Raw genomic sequence first — 15,539 nt, 5'->3', positions numbered from 1 at the left:
CCCGTGGCAGCCTAACAGCCCCCACGGAAGTTCTTGCACGTAGGGCTGAAACAGCGGGAGCGCGGGCGGGACCCCGAAGGGGCGACCCGGCCGCGCTCCCACGTGACAGGCTCTACGTTAGTAGAACTGTCAGAGAACCGTGACAGTTCCGCCAGCAGCCTCGATCTTCTCCTTGGCAGAGCCGGAGAAGGCGTTGGCGCTGATCTCGACCTTGACGGTCAGGTCACCCTGGCCCAGGACCTTGACCGGGTGGCCCTTGCGGACGGCACCCTTCTCGATCAGGGTCTCGGGGGTGACGACGCCACCCTCGGGGAACAGCTCGTTGAGCTTGTCGAGGTTGACGACCTGGAACTCCACCTTGAAGGGGTTCTTGAAGCCCTTCAGCTTGGGGAGCCGCATGTGCATCGGGGTCTGGCCACCCTCGAAGTAGGCGGGGACCTGGTAACGGGCCTTCGTGCCCTTGGTACCACGGCCGGCCGTCTTACCCTTGGACGCCTCACCACGACCCACGCGGGTCTTGGCCTTCTTGGCACCGGGAGCCGGCGCCAGGTTGTGCACCTTGAGTGCCATATCAGTCGACCTCCTCGACCGTCACCAGGTGACGGACGGTCTGGACCATGCCGCGGATCTCCGGGCGGTCCTCCTTGACGACCACGTCGCCGATCCGCTTGAGACCGAGCGTACGCAGGGTGTCTCGCTGGTTCTGCTTCAGACCAACGAGGCCCTTCTTCTGCTGGACCTTCAGCTGCGCCATCAGGCCGACACCTCCACCTTGGGCGACTCCGCGACCTCGGCCTGCGCCTTCAGCAGCGCCTCCGGGGCAACGTCCTCGACCGGGAGACCACGGCGGGCGGCGACGGCCTCAGGCTGCTCGAGCATCTTGAGGGCCTCCACCGTCGCGTGGACGATGTTGATCTGGTTGGACGAACCGAGCGACTTGCTCAGCACGTCGTGGATGCCGGCGCACTCCAGGACGGCGCGCACCGGGCCACCGGCGATGACACCGGTACCAGGGGCGGCCGGACGGAGAAGGACCACACCAGCGGCCTTCTCACCCTGCACCGGGTGCGGGATCGTGCCCTGGATGCGGGGAACGCGGAAGAAGTGCTTCTTCGCTTCCTCGACACCCTTGGCGATCGCCGCGGGAACTTCCTTCGCCTTACCGTAGCCGACGCCGACCAGACCCTCACCGTCACCGACGATCACGAGGGCGGTGAAGCTGAAGCGACGACCACCCTTCACGACCTTGGCAACTCGGTTGATCGCGACGACCTTCTCGATGTAGGCGGTCTTGTCGGCGCTCTGGTTGCGACGGTCGTCGCGACCTCGGCGCTCGCCACCACGCTGTCCGCGCTGGGCTCCGCTCATCAGACTTTCCTCTTCTCTCGTTCGATCGTTGCGATCAGAAGGTCAGACCGGCCTCGCGCGCGCCATCGGCGAGCGCGGCGACACGGCCGTGGTACTTGTTGCCGGCACGGTCGAAGACCACGGTCTCCACCCCAGCGGCCTTGGCACGCGACGCGACCAGCTCGCCGACCTGCTTGGCCTTGGCGGTCTTGTCGCCCGAGGCCGACCGCAGGTCGCCCTCGATGGTCGAGGCCGAGGCAAGCGTCTTGCCGGCCAGGTCGTCGACGACCTGGGCGGTGATGTGCTTGGCCGACCGGGTCACGACGAGGCGCGGACGCTCCGGCGTACCCTCGATCTTCTTGCGACCACGAGCCTGACGACGCAGGCGCGAGCGGACACGAGAAGCGGTGTGCTTGTTGTTCGACAGCGAGATGGCCATCACTTACCAGCCTTTCCGACCTTGCGGCGGATGTTCTCGCCGGCGTAACGAACGCCCTTGCCCTTGTACGGCTCCGGCTTGCGCAGCTTGCGGATGTTGGCCGCAACCTCACCGACGAGCTGCTTGTCGATGCCCACGACGCCGAGCTTGGTCGGACCGTCGGTGGTGAAGGTGATGCCCTCCGGCGCGTCGAAGATGATCGAGTGCGAGTAGCCCAGCTGGAACTCCAGCTTGGTCGGGCCCTTCGACAGGACGCGGTAACCCACGCCGACGATCTCGAGCTTCTTCTCGTAGCCCTCGGTGACACCCAGGACCATGTTGTTGATCAGCGTGCGGGACAGGCCGTGCAGGGCCTTGCTGTCCCGGCTGTCGTCGGGGCGCTTGACGTCGAGGACGCCGTCACCCTTCTCGACGGTGATCGGGTCGACCACGGTGTGCGACAGGGTGCCCTTGGGGCCCTTGACGCTCACGACCTGGCCGTCGATGGTGACGTCCACGCCGGCCGGAACCGGGACGGGGAGCTTGCCAATACGCGACATTTTCTTCTCTCTCCCTTCCCTGATTACCAGACGTAGGCGAGGACTTCCCCACCTACGCCCTTCTTGTTCGCCTGGCGGTCGGTCAGCAGACCCTGGCTCGTCGAGATGATCGCGACACCGAGGCCGCCGAGCACCTTGGGGAGACCGGTGTGCTTCGCGTAGACACGCAGACCGGGCTTGCTGATGCGGCGGACGCCGGCGATCGAGCGCTCACGGTTGCGGCCGTACTTGAGGGTGATCGACAGGGTCTTGCCGACCTGGCCCTCGGTGGGCTCCAGCACCTCGTACTTGGTGATGTAGCCCTCCTGCTGGAGGATCTCAGCGACGCCCTGCTTCAGCTTGCTGTACGGCATCGAAACCGCATCGTGGTACGCCTGGTTGGCGTTACGCAGACGAGTGAGCATGTCTGCGATCGGGTCAGTCATCGTCATTGGCCGAACGGCCCTTTCTCGTAGTGGTTTCCTCACGACACGGAGTCATGAGGACCTTCAACGTCAGTGGTTGGAACGGTGATCGCTCACCAGGAGGACTTGGTGACGCCGGGCAGCTCGCCGCGGTGGGCCATCTCACGCAGGCAGATACGGCACAGGCCGAACTTGCGGAACACAGCCTTCGGGCGGCCGCAGCGCTGGCAGCGGGTGTAACCGCGAACCGCGAACTTCGGCTTGCGGGCGGCCTTCACCTTGAGAGCGGTCTTCGCCATCTCAGTTCTCCTTGAACGGGAAGCCGAGCGCCTTGAGCAGCGCGCGACCCTGGTCGTCGTTGGTGGCAGTCGTCACGAGGGTGATGTCCATGCCCCGCGAGCGGTCGATCTTGTCCTGGTTGATCTCGTGGAACATGACCTGCTCGGTGAGACCGAAGGTGTAGTTGCCGTTGCCGTCGAACTGCTTGCCGTTGAGGCCGCGGAAGTCCCTGATGCGGGGCAGCGCGAGCGAGAGCAGGCGGTCGAGGAACTCCCACATGCGGTCGCCGCGCAGCGTGACGTGCGCACCGATCGGCATGCCCTCACGCAGCTTGAACTGCGCGATCGACTTCTTCGCCTTGTTGATCAGCGGCTTCTGGCCGGTGATCGCGGTCAGGTCGTTGACAGCGCCCTCGATCAGCTTGGAGTCGCGAGCAGCCTCGCCGACACCCATGTTGACGACGATCTTGGTCAGACCGGGGATCTGCATGACGTTGGAGATGCCGAACTCCTGCTGGAGTGCGGGGGCGATCTCCTCGCGGTACTTCGTCTTGAGGCGCGGGGCCACAGCGGTGTCGGTCATGATCAGATGTCCTTACCGGTCTTGCGCGAGATGCGAACGCTGCGCTCAGCGGCGTACGTCGACCCGTCGGGGCGACGCTTCTGGACCGTCTCACGGCGGAAGCCGACGCGAACCGGCTCGCCACCCTCGAGCAGCTGGACGTTGGAAACGTGGATCGGGGCCTCGGTGGTCACGATGCCGCCGGTGGTGCCGGCGCGACCGCCCTGGTCCTGGACCTTGGTGTGCTTCTTGATGAGGTTGATGCCCTCGACGATCACACGGTCCTCGTTGGTGAGGACAGCGATCACCTTGCCGGAGCCGCCCTTGTCCTTACCGGCGATCACCTTGACGGTGTCGCCCTTCTTGATGTGCGAGCGACCCATCACAGCACCTCCGGCGCGAGCGAGATGATCTTCATGAACTTCTTGTCGCGCAGCTCACGGCCGACCGGGCCGAAGATGCGGGTGCCTCGCGGCTCGCCGTCGTTCTTGAGAATGACGGCGGCGTTCTCGTCGAAGCGGATGTACGAGCCGTCAGCGCGGCGGCGCTCCTTGACGGTGCGCACGATGACGGCCTTGACGACGTCACCCTTCTTCACGTTGCCACCGGGGATAGCGTCCTTGACGGTGGCGACGATGGTGTCGCCGATGCCGGCGTAGCGACGACCGGAACCACCGAGCACACGAATGCAAAGGATCTCCTTCGCACCAGTGTTGTCGGCGACCTTGAGTCGCGACTCCTGCTGGATCATTACTTCTCCTTGTCGAGCTGGTTCTCTCCCCGCTCCAGGGCGGGTGAGCCTTGCCGAACGTAATGGGATTTGATGGGCACAGGCCCAGCGAACAATGGTCGCTGGACCTGCACCCTTTGGTCAATTTGGCGGCGTTTGCAGCCAGCCGGATCCGTCTCCTAGGAGACCAGGATCACTTGGCGCGCTCGACGACCTCGACGAGGCGCCACCGCTTGGTCGCGGACAGCGGCCGGGTCTCCATGACCAGGACGCGGTCGCCGATGCCGGCGGTGTTCTGCTCGTCGTGAGCCTTGAGCTTGCTCGTACGGCGCATGACCTTGCCGTAGAGCGGGTGCTTCACGCGGTCCTCGACCTCGACGACGATGGTCTTCTCCATCTTGTCGCTGACGACGAGGCCCTCGCGCACCTTGCGCGTGTTGCGCTCGGTGGTCTCGGTGGACTCAGCCATTTCAGGCCTCCTCGGTGGTCTCGGTGCCCGGGGCCACGCGGATGCCGAGCTCGCGCTCGCGCACCACGGTGTAGATCCGGGCGATGTCCTTCTTGACGGTGCGGAGCCGACCGTGGCTCTCCAGCTGGCCGGTGGCCGCCTGGAACCGGAGGTTGAACAGCTCCTCCTTCGCCTCGCGCAGCTTCGCCTCGAGGTCGACGTCGGTGAGCTCGTCCAGCTCGAACGCCTGCAGGGAGTTAGCCATCAGAACTCACCAGCCTCTCGCGTGATGAAACGGCACTTCATGGGCAGCTTGTGGATCGCGCGGCGCATGGCCTCGCGAGCCGTGTTCTCGTCGACACCGGAGAGCTCGAACATGACTCGGCCCGGCTTGACGTTGGCGACCCACCACTCGGGGGAACCCTTACCGGAACCCATGCGGGTCTCGGCAGGCTTCTTGGTCAGCGGGACGTCGGGGTAGATGTTGATCCACACCTTGCCGCCTCGCTTGATGTGGCGAGTCATCGCGATACGCGCCGCCTCGATCTGGCGGTTGGTCACGTAGTGACCCTCGATCGCCTGGATGCCGTAGTCACCGAAGGCCAGCTTCGTGCCACCCTTGGCCACGCCGGTGCGCTTGGGGTGGTGCTGCTTGCGGTGCTTGACTCGACGGGGCATCAGCATGGGTCAGCCCTCCTGGGTCGTGGTCTCGGCGGCGGGAGCCTCAGCGGCAGCCGGCGCCTCAGTCTTCGCCGCGCGGTCGGCGCGGTTAGGGCGGTCCCCACGGGAGCCACGCGACGGACGGTCGCCGCGGCCACCGCGACGGTCGTTGCCACCGCGACCCGGGACGCCCGCACGGGCGGCCTGGGCGGCCTGACGCTCGGCGCGCGAGCCGGAGACCTCACCCTTGTAGATCCAGACCTTCACGCCGATGCGGCCGAAGGTCGTGCGGGCCTCGTAGAAGCCGTAGTCGATGTCGGCACGCAGCGTGTGCAGCGGGACGCGGCCCTCGCGGTAGAACTCCGTACGCGACATCTCGGCACCGTTCAGACGACCCGAGCACTGGATCCGGATGCCCTTGGCACCGGAGCGCATGGTGGTCTGCATGGCCTTGCGCATCGCGCGGCGGAACTGCACGCGACCGCTGAGCTGCTCGGCGACACCCTGGGCGACCAGCTGAGCGTCGACCTCGGGGTTCTTGACCTCGAGGATGTTCAGCTGGACCTGCTTGCCGGTGAGCTTCTCGAGCTCGGTGCGGAGGCGGTCGGCCTCGGCGCCACGGCGGCCGATGACGATGCCCGGACGCGCGGTGTGGATGTCCACACGAACGCGGTCACGGGTGCGCTCGATCTCGACCTTGGCGATGCCGGCCCGCTCCATGCCCTTGCTGAGCAGCTTGCGGATCTTGACGTCCTCGCCGACGTACTCCTTGTACTGCTTGTCGGCGTACCAACGCGACTTGTGGTCGGTCGAGATGCCCAGGCGGAAGCCGTTCGGGTTGATCTTCTGACCCATTACTTCTTACCGCCCTTCTCGACGACGTCGGCCGGCTGCACGGCCAGGGTGATGTGCGAGGTCCGCTTGTTGATGCGGGTCGCACGGCCCTGGGCGCGGGGACGCCAGCGCTTCATGGTCGGACCTTCGTCGACCATGGCGACCGAGACGACGAGGTCGTCACGGTCCAGACCCTCGGTCGACACCGCGTTGGCGATGGCGCTCTCGAGAACCTTGTAGACAGTCTCGGAGGCTGCCTGCGGCGCGAACTGCAGCAGGGACAGGGCCTCGTCGACAGGCAGGCCGCGGACCAGGTCGACGACCCGGCGCGCCTTCAGCGGGGTGATCCGCACGAAGCGGGCACTCGCGAAGGCGCCCGGCTGGTCGCCGAGCAGGGAGTCGCGGCGGGCGCTTACGCGCACACGCTCGGTGGTGCTCATCGACGGCGTCCCTTCCGGTCGTCCTTGATGTGACCCTTGAAAGTGCGGGTCGGGGCGAACTCGCCCAGCTTGTGACCGACCATGGAGTCGGACACGAAGACCGGGACGTGCTTGCGACCGTCGTGCACGGCGATGGTGTGACCGATCATCTCGGGCACGATCATCGACCGGCGCGACCAGGTCTTGATGACGTTGTGGGTGCCCTTCTCGTTCTCGGCGTCGACCTTCTTCTGAAGGTGATCGTCGATGAAGGGGCCCTTCTTCAGGCTGCGAGGCATTGCTTACTTCCTACCCTTCCCGCTCTTACGGCGGCGGATGATCTGCGAGTCAGAGGCCTTGCGCTTGCGCGTGCGGCCCTCGGGCTTACCCCAGGGGCTGACCGGGTGACGGCCACCAGAGGTCTTACCCTCACCACCACCGTGCGGGTGGTCGACCGGGTTCATGACGACACCACGGACGGTCGGGCGAACGCCCTTCCACCGCATGCGGCCGGCCTTACCCCAGTTGATGTTGGACTGCTCGGCGTTGCCGACCTCGCCGACGGTGGCGCGGCAGCGCACGTCGACGAAGCGCATCTCACCCGAAGGCATACGCAGCGTGGCCTTGGAGCCCTCGCGAGCGACCAGCTGGGCGCTCATGCCGGCGGAGCGGGCGATCTTCGCGCCGCCACCCGGACGCAGCTCAACATTGTGGATGGTGGTACCAACCGGGATGTTGCGCAGCGGCAGGTTGTTGCCGGGCTTGATGTCAGCGGTCGGGCCGGACTCCACGACGGTGCCCTGGCTCACGCCGACGGGAGCGAGGATGTAGCGCTTCTCGCCGTCGAAGTAGTGCAGCAGGGCGATACGGGCGGTGCGGTTCGGGTCGTACTCGATGTGAGCGACCTTGGCCGGCACGCCGTCCTTGTCGTAGCGACGGAAGTCGATGATCCGGTACGCACGCTTGTGACCGCCACCCTGGTGACGCGTGGTCACGCGACCCTGGTTGTTGCGGCCGCCCTTCTTGGGGAGGGGCTTGGTCAGCGACTTCTCGGGCGTGGTCCGAGTGATCTCGGCGAAGTCGGCCACCGACGAGCCACGACGGCCCGGGGTGGTCGGCTTGTACTTACGAATAGCCATGTTCAGTCAGTCCTTCTCACGCGCCGAAGATGTCGATGCGGTCGCCCTCAGCCAGGGAGACGATCGCGCGCTTGGTGTCGGGGCGCTTGCCCAGGCCGTAACGCGTACGACGGGCCTTGCCCTTGCGGTTGATCGTGTTGACCGAGGTCACCTTGACGTCGAACACCTTCTCGACCGCGATCTTGATCTCGGTCTTGTTCGCGTCGGGGCGAACGATGAAGGTGTACTTGTTCTGGTCGAGGAGGCCGTAGCTCTTCTCGGAGACCACCGGCGCGATCAGGATGTCGCGGGGGTCGTAGTGCAGCGTGCTCACTTGTCAGCCTCCTCAGCCTTCTTCTTGCCGGCCTCGACGAAGCCTGCGGCGATGGCGTCCTCGGCGGACTTGAAGTAGAACTCCGCCTTGGTGGACTCGTACCAACGGCCGCCCGGAGCGTGGAACTTCTTGTCCTTGCCCTTGACGTTGCCCTTGATGTCGTAGCCCTCCGGAGCGGAACCGTCCTCGAGCGGCGCGACTGCACCCTCGGGAAGGTCGATCTCCTTGGTGGGCTCGGCGGCGGGCTTCTTGGCCGCGTCCTTCTCGACCTCACCGATGGTGACGGTCTCCTTGGCGGCGACGACCGGCTTGCCCGAGACGAAGATCTCGTAGGCCGGCTTGGAGAAGACCACGTCGTCGGAGACGAGGACGTCGTAGGTGTTGAGCTGGTCGGCCCAGAGCAGGTGCACCTCGGGCGCGTTGCGCAGGCTCAGCGCGGCGACGGACTCGGAACGGTCCAGCACCACGAGGAAGCGCTTCGCGTCGGAGATCGCCTTGAGGGCGGTCAGCGCGGTCTTGGTCGAGGGCGCCTCGAGGGCGAACTCGGCCACGTGGATCTGGCCGGCGCGAGCCCGGTCGGAGAGGGCACCGCGGAGGGCGGCGGCCTTCATCTTCTTGGGGGTGCGCTGGCTGTAGTCACGCGGCTGCGGGCCGTGGACGGTGCCACCACCGGCGAACTGCGGCGCGCGGGTCGAACCCTGGCGGGCGCGACCGGTGCCCTTCTGCTTGTAGGGCTTGCGGCCACCACCGCGGACCTCGCCGCGGGTCTTGGTGGCGTGCGTGCCCTGGCGCGCAGCGGCCTGCTGCGCGACGACGACCTGGTGGATCAGCGGGATGTTGAGCTCAACATCGAAGATCTCAGCCGGGAAGTCGACCTTGACGGTCTTGATAGCCATGATCAGGCCTCCAGCTTCTTAGCAGCCGAGCGGAGGACCACGAGGCCACCCTTGGGGCCAGGAATGGCGCCCTTGACCAGGATGAGGCCCTTCTCGGTGTCGACGGCGTGCACGGTCAGGTTCTGGGTGGTGACGGTGTCAGTACCCATGTGACCGGCCATGCGGACGCCCTTGAACACGCGACCCGGGGTGGCGCACGCGCCGATCGATCCCGGCTTGCGGTGGTTGCGGTGAGCACCGTGCGAAGCGCTGACACCGGCAAAGCCGTGGCGCTTCATGGTGCCCGCGAAACCCTTACCCTTCGAGGTGCCCGTCACGTCGATCTCCTCGCCCACGGCGAAGGTGTCGACGGAGAGCTCCTGGCCGGCGGCGTAGGACGCGGCGTCGGCGGTGCGGATCTCGGCCAGGTGGCGGCGCGGCGTGGTGCCGGCCTTCTCGAACTGGCCGGCGCCCGGCTTGTTCACCTTGCGGCCGTCGATCTCGCCGTAGCCGATCTGCACGGCGTTGTAGCCGTCGACCTCGGGAGTGCGGACCTGGGTCACGACGTTGGTGTTCGCCGCGATGACGGTCACGGGGACGACGACGTTGTTCTCGTCCCACAGCTGGGTCATGCCGAGCTTGGTGCCCAGGAGACCCTTCACGTTGCGTTCGATCGTCATGTCGTCAACCTCAGAGCTTGATCTCGATGTCGACACCAGCAGGCAGGTCGAGCCGCATGAGGGAGTCAACAGTCTTCGGGGTCGGGTCGATGATGTCGATGAGGCGCTTGTGGGTGCGCATCTCGAAGTGCTCGCGCGAGTCCTTGTACTTGTGGGGCGAGCGGATGACGCAGTACACGTTCTTCTCGGTCGGCAGCGGCACCGGGCCGGCGACCTTGGCACCCGTACGGGTGACCGTGTCCACGATCTTTCGCGCCGAGGTGTCGATCACCTCGTGGTCATAGGCCTTGAGCCTGATGCGGATCTTCTGTCCCGCCATCTGTCTCTCTCGTCCTTCTTGGTCAGCGTGCCGCGTGCTACAGGCTTCCTCCGGCTGAGTCGGCCCGGTTGCTCACCTCTGGCTCCGACCCCCGCGGTCGGGCGTGTCGCTTATTTTCCACAAGCGAACGCCGATATCTCGACGGGACTTTCACCATCAGCTTCACTGGAACCACGCCTTCGGGATGGGCACACGGCGACCACAGACCACATCCGGACAGGCTGATCAGCCTGCTCAGGTGACGCGATTCAGTAGTCAAGGTGTGCGCACCCCAGCGCACATTCACTGGAGCAACCAGAGAATCTTGTCACGCGTACGCAGGTGGCTCCAAATCAACGATGTCGCCTGGGTCGCTCTGAGAGGATGCCCCCAACCGAGCGAGATCGCCGGCCGTCGCGACGAGGAGCATCAGGATGTCAGGAGTGTGGCCACCCCCACCGGGTGAGCAACCTCAACAGGGGGCTGGTGCACCGTCCAGCCCTCCCCCGCCGGGCCAGCCGGTACAGAATCAGCCGGCGTGGGCGCAGCCGCTGCCTCAGCCGGGGTGGGCGCAGCCGCTGCCGCCGGCCCACAAGCCTGGAGCGATCCCGCTGCGGCCGCTCGGCCTCGGCGACATGCTCGACGGCGCCTTCCGGCTCGTACGCTTCAACCCCGGTGCCACGGTCGGCGCGTCTGTCCTCGTGGCGGCGGTCGCGATGGCTCTCCCGCTGGTCGTGACCGGGGCGATCACCGCCACCGGGGACAGTCTCGAAGGATTCGGGGCCTCGCTCGAGGACCCGAACTGGGAGCCAGGCAACTCCGAGATCGTGGGGATGGTGGCCGCGTTCGGCTCGCTGCTCCTCGGCACGGTCCTGCAGGCCTTCGGCACGATCCTGGTGTCGGGGATGATCTCCCACGTCGCCCACGCGGCCGCGATCGGCAAGAAGCTCACCCTCGGCCAGGCCTGGGCGGCCACCCACGGCAACCGCTGGCGCCTGATCGGGCTGGCGGTGTTGTTCCTTCTCCTCTACCTGGTGATGTTCGCGCTGGCCGCGGTCCCCGTCGTGGCGCTCGCCATCATGGTCGACAACCCGGTGCCGGCCATCCTGGTCGGCGTCCTGATGTTCCTGCTCCTGATCGTCGCCTCGATCTTCGTCTCGGTGCGGTTCTACCTGCTCGCGATCCCCGCGCTGATGCTCGAGCACACCGGCGTCGTCGGCGCGGTCCGCCGCGCCTGGCAGCTCTCGGCGCGCCAGTTCTGGCGTCTCCTCGGGATCTGGCTGCTCACCGCGATCATCGCCGGGTTCGCCTCCCAGATCGTCGGCTTCCCGATCAGCCTGGTCTCCAGCATCGTCGGGATCGCCGTGCCGGACCTCTACTTCCTGGCGACCATCGCCGGCACCGCCATCTCGACGGTGGTGGCCGCTGCGATCGCGACCCCGTTCACCGGCGCCGTGACCAACCTGCAGTATCTCGACCAGCGCATCCGCAAGGAGTCCTACGAGGTCGAGCTGATGGAGCAGGCCGGGCTGCTGAGCCGATGATCCTCCTCCAACAGACCCCTCCCCTGGCGCCGACGCCGGAGGAGGGTCGCTCCTGGCTCCGGCGCGAGCTGGCCGGGCCCGAGTATCACGACCTCGACCTCATCGAGCGGATCATGCGCTGGATCGAGCGCACCGTCTCCGGCGGACTCCCCTCGGCCGATGACGTGCCCTGGGCGCAGACCGTCGCCGCGATGGTCGTCTTCGCGGCGATCCTCGTCGGGCTCGGCCTGCTGGTCTCGCGTGCCCGCCGCAGCCCCCGGGTCGCCCGCGACCGCAACGGCGACGTCCTCACCGACGAGTCGCTCTCCGCTGCTGCGCTGCGGGCTCGGGCCGAGGGTGCGTACGCCTCGGGGGATCATGGCACGGCCGTCATCGACGGGTTCCGGGCGCTGGCCAGGCGTCAGGTCGAGCGCGGCCGGCTCGCCGAGGACCCGGGCCTCACCGCCGCCGAGGTCGCCGCGGGCCTGGAGCGGGAGATGTCGCTCGAGGGCCGCGCCGGGAAGGCGGCGGAGCTCTTCAACGAGGTGCTCTACGGCCACCATCCCGCCACGCGCGAGCAGGCCGAGGGCGTGCTCGACCTCGAGCAGGAGCTGGCGGTGGCGCGATGAGCACGCAGACCGCGGAACCATCGGCCGGGTCGACCGGTCGACTGCGGGGCTGGTTCCTCCGGAACCGACCGTGGCTGATCGTGGCGGTGGCCTTCGTGATCGCGGTCGTGCTGGCGTACCTCGCGGCTCCGAAGGGCGGGGAGTCCTTTGCCCCCTACGACCCCGAGAGCCCCGACCCCGACGGCACCCGGGCGCTGGTGCGGGTGCTCGAGGACCACGGCGTCGAGGTCGACATCGTGCGCTCCTCCGAGGCTCTCGACGACACCGGGATCGAGGCGGACACGACCGTCTTCGTCACCGGCACCGACGCGCTCGGCGAGAACACCGCCTCCCGGCTGCGCGAGCGCACCGACGACGCCGGCGACCTGATCCTGGCCGAGCCCGCGCCCTACGTGTCGGCGATGCTGGGCATCCCCTACGCGGTCGCCCAGACGTCCGAGACGGTCGAGGCCGACTGCGACGATCCGCGCTGGGACGGGCTCAGCGTCCATGCCGATGCGGTCACTGCGTACGACGCCGGCTCGTGCTTCCCGCACGAGGGCGGGGCCGTGCTCGCGCCCGCGGAGGGGCTGACCGTCTGGGGTGCCCCTCAGGCGCTGACCAACGACCAGATCCTGCGGGCGGACAACGCGGCGGTGGCGCTGCGGCTGCTCGGTGAGAGCGACCACCTGGTCTGGTACATCCCCTCCATGGACGACCTCGCCCCCGACGAGGGCCACTCGCCCTCTTCGTTGTTGCCGCGCTGGATCAACCCGGCCCTGTGGCTCCTGCTGCTCGCGGTGATCGCCTTCGCCATCGCCCGCGGGCGACGGCTCGGTCCGCTGGCGGTCGAGCCGCTGCCGGTTCACGTGCGCGCCGGGGAGACCACGCGCAGCCTGGGCCGGCTCTACCGCCGCTCCGGCGATCGCACCCACGCCGCGACGATGTTGCGACACGCCGCCCGCACCCGCCTCGCCCGGCGGTTGCGGCTGGGGCGGGAGGCCACCCCGGAAGCCGTCGTACGCGCCGTCTCCCACCGCACCGGACGGCCCGACCTCGAGGTCTCCGCGCTGCTCACCGATGCCCCGATCACCAACGACCAAGACCTGATCACGCTGGCCGGAGCGCTGGCGGCCCTTGAGGAAGAGGTACGACACCCATGACCCAATCCGAGACCATACCCTCCGTGTCGCCCGACGGCGCACGGGAGCGGCTCACCGCGGTCCGGGCCGAGGTCGCCAAGGCGGTCGTCGGGCAGGACGCCGCGGTCTCCGGACTGCTGGTCGCCCTGGTCTGTGGCGGGCACGTGCTCATGGAGGGCGTGCCCGGCACCGCCAAGACCCTGCTGGTGCGATCGCTGTCCGCCGCTCTGTCGGTCGAGACCCGCCGGGTGCAGTTCACCCCCGACCTGATGCCCGGCGACATCACCGGGTCGATGGTCGTCGAGTCGACCCACGGCTCGCTGACCTTCCGGGAGGGGCCGGTCTTCACCAACCTGCTCCTCGCCGACGAGATCAACCGCACACCACCGAAGACCCAGTCGGCACTGCTCGAGGCGATGGAGGAGGGTCGGGTCTCGGTCGACGGCGTCACCCGCGACCTGCCCCGCCCGTTCCTGGTGGCCGCGACCCAGAACCCGATCGAGTACGAGGGTGTCTACCCGCTCCCCGAGGCGCAGCTGGACCGGTTCCTGCTGAAGGTGGTCCTGCCGGTGCCCGAGCGCGCCGACGAGGTGCAGATCCTCACCCGGCACGCCTCCGGCTTCGACCCGCGCGACGTCGCCGGTGCCGGGGTCCGTCCGGTGGCCTCCGGCGCCGACATCGAGGCCGCCCGGCAGCACGTCACCACGGTCCAGGTCTCCCCCGAGGTCACCGGCTACATCGTCGACATCGCCCGGGCGACCCGGGAGTCCCCGTCGCTGTCGGCCGGGGTCTCCCCGCGCGGCGCCACCGCGCTGCTCCGCTCCGCACGCGCCTGGGCCTGGCTCGCCGGCCGCGACTTCGTCACCCCTGACGACGTGAAGTCGTTGGCTCACGCCACCCTCGCCCACCGGCTGGCGCTGCGCCCCGAGGCCGAGCTCGAGGGCGTCCAGGTGAGCCAGGTCCTGAGCTCCGCCATCGGGGCCGTCCCCGTCCCGCGATGACGATCACCTGGCGCGTCCCGCTGCTGATGCTGGCCGGCATCGTCCCGGTCGTGCTGCGGCCTGCTGCGAGCACGGCCGCGCTCTGGGTCCTCCTCGTCGTGGTGCTGGCGCTCCTCGACGTGCTCCTGGCGCCGAAGCCGGCGACCCTCGAGATCAACCGGGTGCGCCTGGGCGGGATCCGGCTGGGCGAGTCGACGACCTCGGAGCTCCTGGTCCGCTCCCCTGCCCGGCGTGTCCGAGCGCTGGTACGGGATGCCTGGCAGCCCACCGCCGGCGCCACTGCGAACCGCCACCGGATCCGGCTCGGCCGCGGCGACAGCACCCGTCTGCGTACGCCGCTGCGGCCGCGCCGCCGCGGTGACCTGCGTGCGCTGGGCGTGACGGTGCGTGCCTTCGGGCCGCTCGGTCTCGGCGCCCGGCAGCGCACCATCCCGGTGGCGGGCTCGGTGCGGGTGCTGCCCGCCTTCGAGTCCCGCAAGCACCTCCCGTCCCGTCTTCAGCGGCTGCGCGAGCTCGACGGCCGGGCCGCGGTCCGGGTGCGCGGGCAGGGGACCGAGTTCGACTCGCTGCGGGAGTACGTCCGCGGTGACGACGTACGCTCCATCGACTGGCGCACCACCGCCCGCTCCCGCACCGTCGTGGTCCGCACCTGGCAGCCCGAGCGGGACCGCCGCGTGGTGCTGGTGCTCGACACGTCCCGCACCTCGGCCGCCCGGGTCGAGGGCGCCGGCGGCGGGGTGCCTCGGCTCGACTCGGCGATGGATGCCGGCCTCCTGCTCGCCGCCATCGCCTCCCGGGCCGGCGACCGGATCGACTTCGTCGCCGGCGATCTGCGCGTACGCTCCCGGGTCCGCCTCGCCGGCCAGCGCGACGTCACCCAGCGGCTGCAGGAGGCGATGGCCGACCTCGAGCCGGTCATCGCCGAGGCGGACTGGTCCAACCTCGCCGGCGCGGTCGCGGGCCTCGGCCGCCACCGCGCGCTCGTGGTCCTGCTGACCCCTCTCGACCCGCACGCGATCGAGGAGTCGCTCCTCCCCGTCCTCCCGGTCCTGACCCAGCACCACCGCGTCGTCCTCGCCTCCGTCCGCGACCCCGAGCTCGAGGCCACCGCCGCCTCCCGCGACACCCTCGACGACGTCTACGCCGCGGCCGCCGCCGAGCAGACCCTCCGCCGCCGCGACCACACCGCCGCCATGCTCCGCACCCTCGGCGTCGACATCGTCGACGCCGACGCCGAGTCCCTCCCGCCCGCTCTCGCCGACCACTACCTGCAGCTCAAGGCCACCGGTCAGCTCTAGAA

At 68.3% G+C, this 15,539-nt stretch carries 26 protein-coding genes; 5 read left to right on the top strand and 21 right to left on the bottom strand.

The window, feature by feature from the left end:
- Positions 1-129: 129 nt before the first annotated feature.
- The 21 genes from rplO to rpsJ all read right to left on the bottom strand — a co-directional run bounded on the left by rplO (position 130) and on the right by rpsJ (position 9,986).
- Positions 130-570: a 50S ribosomal protein L15 gene (rplO, locus tag OG984_RS25465; protein ID WP_008361030.1), complete on the bottom strand. Its 441-nt coding sequence runs from the start codon at positions 568-570 to the stop codon at positions 130-132.
- A gap of 1 nt (position 571) precedes the next feature.
- Positions 572-754 (bottom strand): 50S ribosomal protein L30, encoded by a 183-nt coding sequence (gene rpmD, locus OG984_RS25460; RefSeq protein WP_008361029.1) that lies wholly within the window; start codon positions 752-754, stop codon positions 572-574.
- Positions 754-1,368, bottom strand: coding sequence for a 30S ribosomal protein S5 (rpsE, locus tag OG984_RS25455; protein ID WP_008361027.1), 615 nt, complete (start codon positions 1,366-1,368; stop codon positions 754-756). Before rpsE ends, rpmD begins: the two co-directional genes overlap by 1 nt.
- 34 nt (positions 1,369-1,402) lie before the next feature.
- Complete coding sequence (gene rplR / locus OG984_RS25450) at positions 1,403-1,786, bottom strand: 50S ribosomal protein L18 (protein WP_008361025.1); 384 nt, start codon at positions 1,784-1,786, stop codon at positions 1,403-1,405.
- Positions 1,786-2,325, bottom strand: a complete 540-nt coding sequence (gene rplF / locus OG984_RS25445) for a 50S ribosomal protein L6 (protein ID WP_328528927.1) — start codon at positions 2,323-2,325, stop codon at positions 1,786-1,788. Before rplF ends, rplR begins: the two co-directional genes overlap by 1 nt.
- 23 nt (positions 2,326-2,348) lie before the next feature.
- Positions 2,349-2,756, bottom strand: a complete 408-nt coding sequence (gene rpsH / locus OG984_RS25440) for a 30S ribosomal protein S8 (RefSeq protein WP_040755997.1) — start codon at positions 2,754-2,756, stop codon at positions 2,349-2,351.
- A gap of 86 nt (positions 2,757-2,842) precedes the next feature.
- Positions 2,843-3,028: a type Z 30S ribosomal protein S14 gene (locus OG984_RS25435; RefSeq protein WP_017932844.1), complete on the bottom strand. Its 186-nt coding sequence runs from the start codon at positions 3,026-3,028 to the stop codon at positions 2,843-2,845.
- 1 nt (position 3,029) lies between these two features.
- Complete coding sequence (rplE, locus tag OG984_RS25430) at positions 3,030-3,590, bottom strand: 50S ribosomal protein L5 (RefSeq protein ID WP_008361018.1); 561 nt, start codon at positions 3,588-3,590, stop codon at positions 3,030-3,032.
- Positions 3,591-3,592: 2 nt separating this feature from the next.
- Positions 3,593-3,952 (bottom strand): 50S ribosomal protein L24, encoded by a 360-nt coding sequence (gene rplX, locus OG984_RS25425; protein WP_008361017.1) that lies wholly within the window; start codon positions 3,950-3,952, stop codon positions 3,593-3,595.
- A complete protein-coding gene (rplN, locus tag OG984_RS25420) occupies positions 3,952-4,320 on the bottom strand; it encodes a 50S ribosomal protein L14 (RefSeq protein WP_008361015.1) in 369 nt (122 codons plus the stop codon). Before rplN ends, rplX begins: the two co-directional genes overlap by 1 nt.
- 172 nt (positions 4,321-4,492) lie before the next feature.
- Entirely contained in the window at positions 4,493-4,768 is a 276-nt protein-coding gene (rpsQ, locus tag OG984_RS25415; protein ID WP_328528926.1) for a 30S ribosomal protein S17, read from the bottom strand.
- 1 nt (position 4,769) lies between these two features.
- Positions 4,770-5,012: a 50S ribosomal protein L29 gene (gene rpmC, locus OG984_RS25410; protein WP_008361011.1), complete on the bottom strand. Its 243-nt coding sequence runs from the start codon at positions 5,010-5,012 to the stop codon at positions 4,770-4,772.
- The gene (gene rplP, locus OG984_RS25405) at positions 5,012-5,431 is read right to left on the bottom strand and encodes a 50S ribosomal protein L16 (RefSeq protein ID WP_008361009.1); all 420 of its coding nucleotides are present in this window, start codon (positions 5,429-5,431) and stop codon (positions 5,012-5,014) included. Before rplP ends, rpmC begins: the two co-directional genes overlap by 1 nt.
- A gap of 3 nt (positions 5,432-5,434) precedes the next feature.
- On the bottom strand, positions 5,435-6,262 hold the full coding sequence (gene rpsC, locus OG984_RS25400) for a 30S ribosomal protein S3 (RefSeq protein WP_045550115.1): 828 nt from the start codon (positions 6,260-6,262) through the stop codon (positions 5,435-5,437).
- Positions 6,262-6,681, bottom strand: a complete 420-nt coding sequence (gene rplV, locus OG984_RS25395; protein WP_328528925.1) for a 50S ribosomal protein L22 — start codon at positions 6,679-6,681, stop codon at positions 6,262-6,264. Before rplV ends, rpsC begins: the two co-directional genes overlap by 1 nt.
- Positions 6,678-6,959 carry a 30S ribosomal protein S19 gene (gene rpsS, locus OG984_RS25390; protein ID WP_008361004.1) on the bottom strand — a complete coding sequence of 94 codons (282 nt, stop codon included), beginning with the start codon at positions 6,957-6,959 and terminating at the stop codon, positions 6,678-6,680. The genes rplV and rpsS overlap by 4 nt, the downstream gene beginning before the upstream one ends.
- Positions 6,960-6,962: 3 nt before the next feature.
- Entirely contained in the window at positions 6,963-7,799 is an 837-nt protein-coding gene (rplB, locus tag OG984_RS25385) for a 50S ribosomal protein L2 (protein WP_008361002.1), read from the bottom strand.
- 16 nt (positions 7,800-7,815) lie between these two features.
- On the bottom strand, positions 7,816-8,112 hold the full coding sequence (rplW, locus tag OG984_RS25380) for a 50S ribosomal protein L23 (RefSeq protein ID WP_008360999.1): 297 nt from the start codon (positions 8,110-8,112) through the stop codon (positions 7,816-7,818).
- A complete protein-coding gene (rplD, locus tag OG984_RS25375; protein ID WP_328528924.1) occupies positions 8,109-9,008 on the bottom strand; it encodes a 50S ribosomal protein L4, sunset domain variant in 900 nt (299 codons plus the stop codon). The genes rplW and rplD overlap by 4 nt, the downstream gene beginning before the upstream one ends.
- Positions 9,009-9,010: 2 nt before the next feature.
- Positions 9,011-9,667: a 50S ribosomal protein L3 gene (gene rplC / locus OG984_RS25370; protein ID WP_328528923.1), complete on the bottom strand. Its 657-nt coding sequence runs from the start codon at positions 9,665-9,667 to the stop codon at positions 9,011-9,013.
- A gap of 10 nt (positions 9,668-9,677) precedes the next feature.
- On the bottom strand, positions 9,678-9,986 hold the full coding sequence (rpsJ, locus tag OG984_RS25365; protein WP_008360994.1) for a 30S ribosomal protein S10: 309 nt from the start codon (positions 9,984-9,986) through the stop codon (positions 9,678-9,680).
- Between the two features lie 413 nt (positions 9,987-10,399).
- On the opposite strand from rpsJ, the gene OG984_RS25360 reads away from it, so the two are divergent.
- The 5 genes from OG984_RS25360 to OG984_RS25340 are packed head-to-tail and all read left to right on the top strand — an operon-like array spanning position 10,400 to position 15,537.
- On the top strand, positions 10,400-11,509 hold the full coding sequence (locus tag OG984_RS25360; protein WP_328528922.1) for a hypothetical protein: 1,110 nt from the start codon (positions 10,400-10,402) through the stop codon (positions 11,507-11,509).
- Positions 11,506-12,117 (top strand): DUF4129 domain-containing protein, encoded by a 612-nt coding sequence (locus tag OG984_RS25355; RefSeq protein ID WP_328528921.1) that lies wholly within the window; start codon positions 11,506-11,508, stop codon positions 12,115-12,117. The genes OG984_RS25360 and OG984_RS25355 overlap by 4 nt, the downstream gene beginning before the upstream one ends.
- Positions 12,114-13,259, top strand: coding sequence for a DUF4350 domain-containing protein (locus tag OG984_RS25350; RefSeq protein WP_328528920.1), 1,146 nt, complete (start codon positions 12,114-12,116; stop codon positions 13,257-13,259). Before OG984_RS25355 ends, OG984_RS25350 begins: the two co-directional genes overlap by 4 nt.
- A complete protein-coding gene (locus tag OG984_RS25345; RefSeq protein WP_328528919.1) occupies positions 13,256-14,239 on the top strand; it encodes an AAA family ATPase in 984 nt (327 codons plus the stop codon). Before OG984_RS25350 ends, OG984_RS25345 begins: the two co-directional genes overlap by 4 nt.
- Complete coding sequence (locus OG984_RS25340) at positions 14,236-15,537, top strand: DUF58 domain-containing protein (protein WP_328528918.1); 1,302 nt, start codon at positions 14,236-14,238, stop codon at positions 15,535-15,537. The genes OG984_RS25345 and OG984_RS25340 overlap by 4 nt, the downstream gene beginning before the upstream one ends.
- Positions 15,538-15,539 lie beyond the last annotated feature (2 nt).

The sequence above is a fragment of the Nocardioides sp. NBC_00368 genome (assembly GCF_036090055.1).
Classification (GTDB): domain Bacteria; phylum Actinomycetota; class Actinomycetes; order Propionibacteriales; family Nocardioidaceae; genus Nocardioides.
Note: the sequence above shows the minus strand (reverse complement) of the source record. Positions and strands in the feature narration are given on the sequence as shown.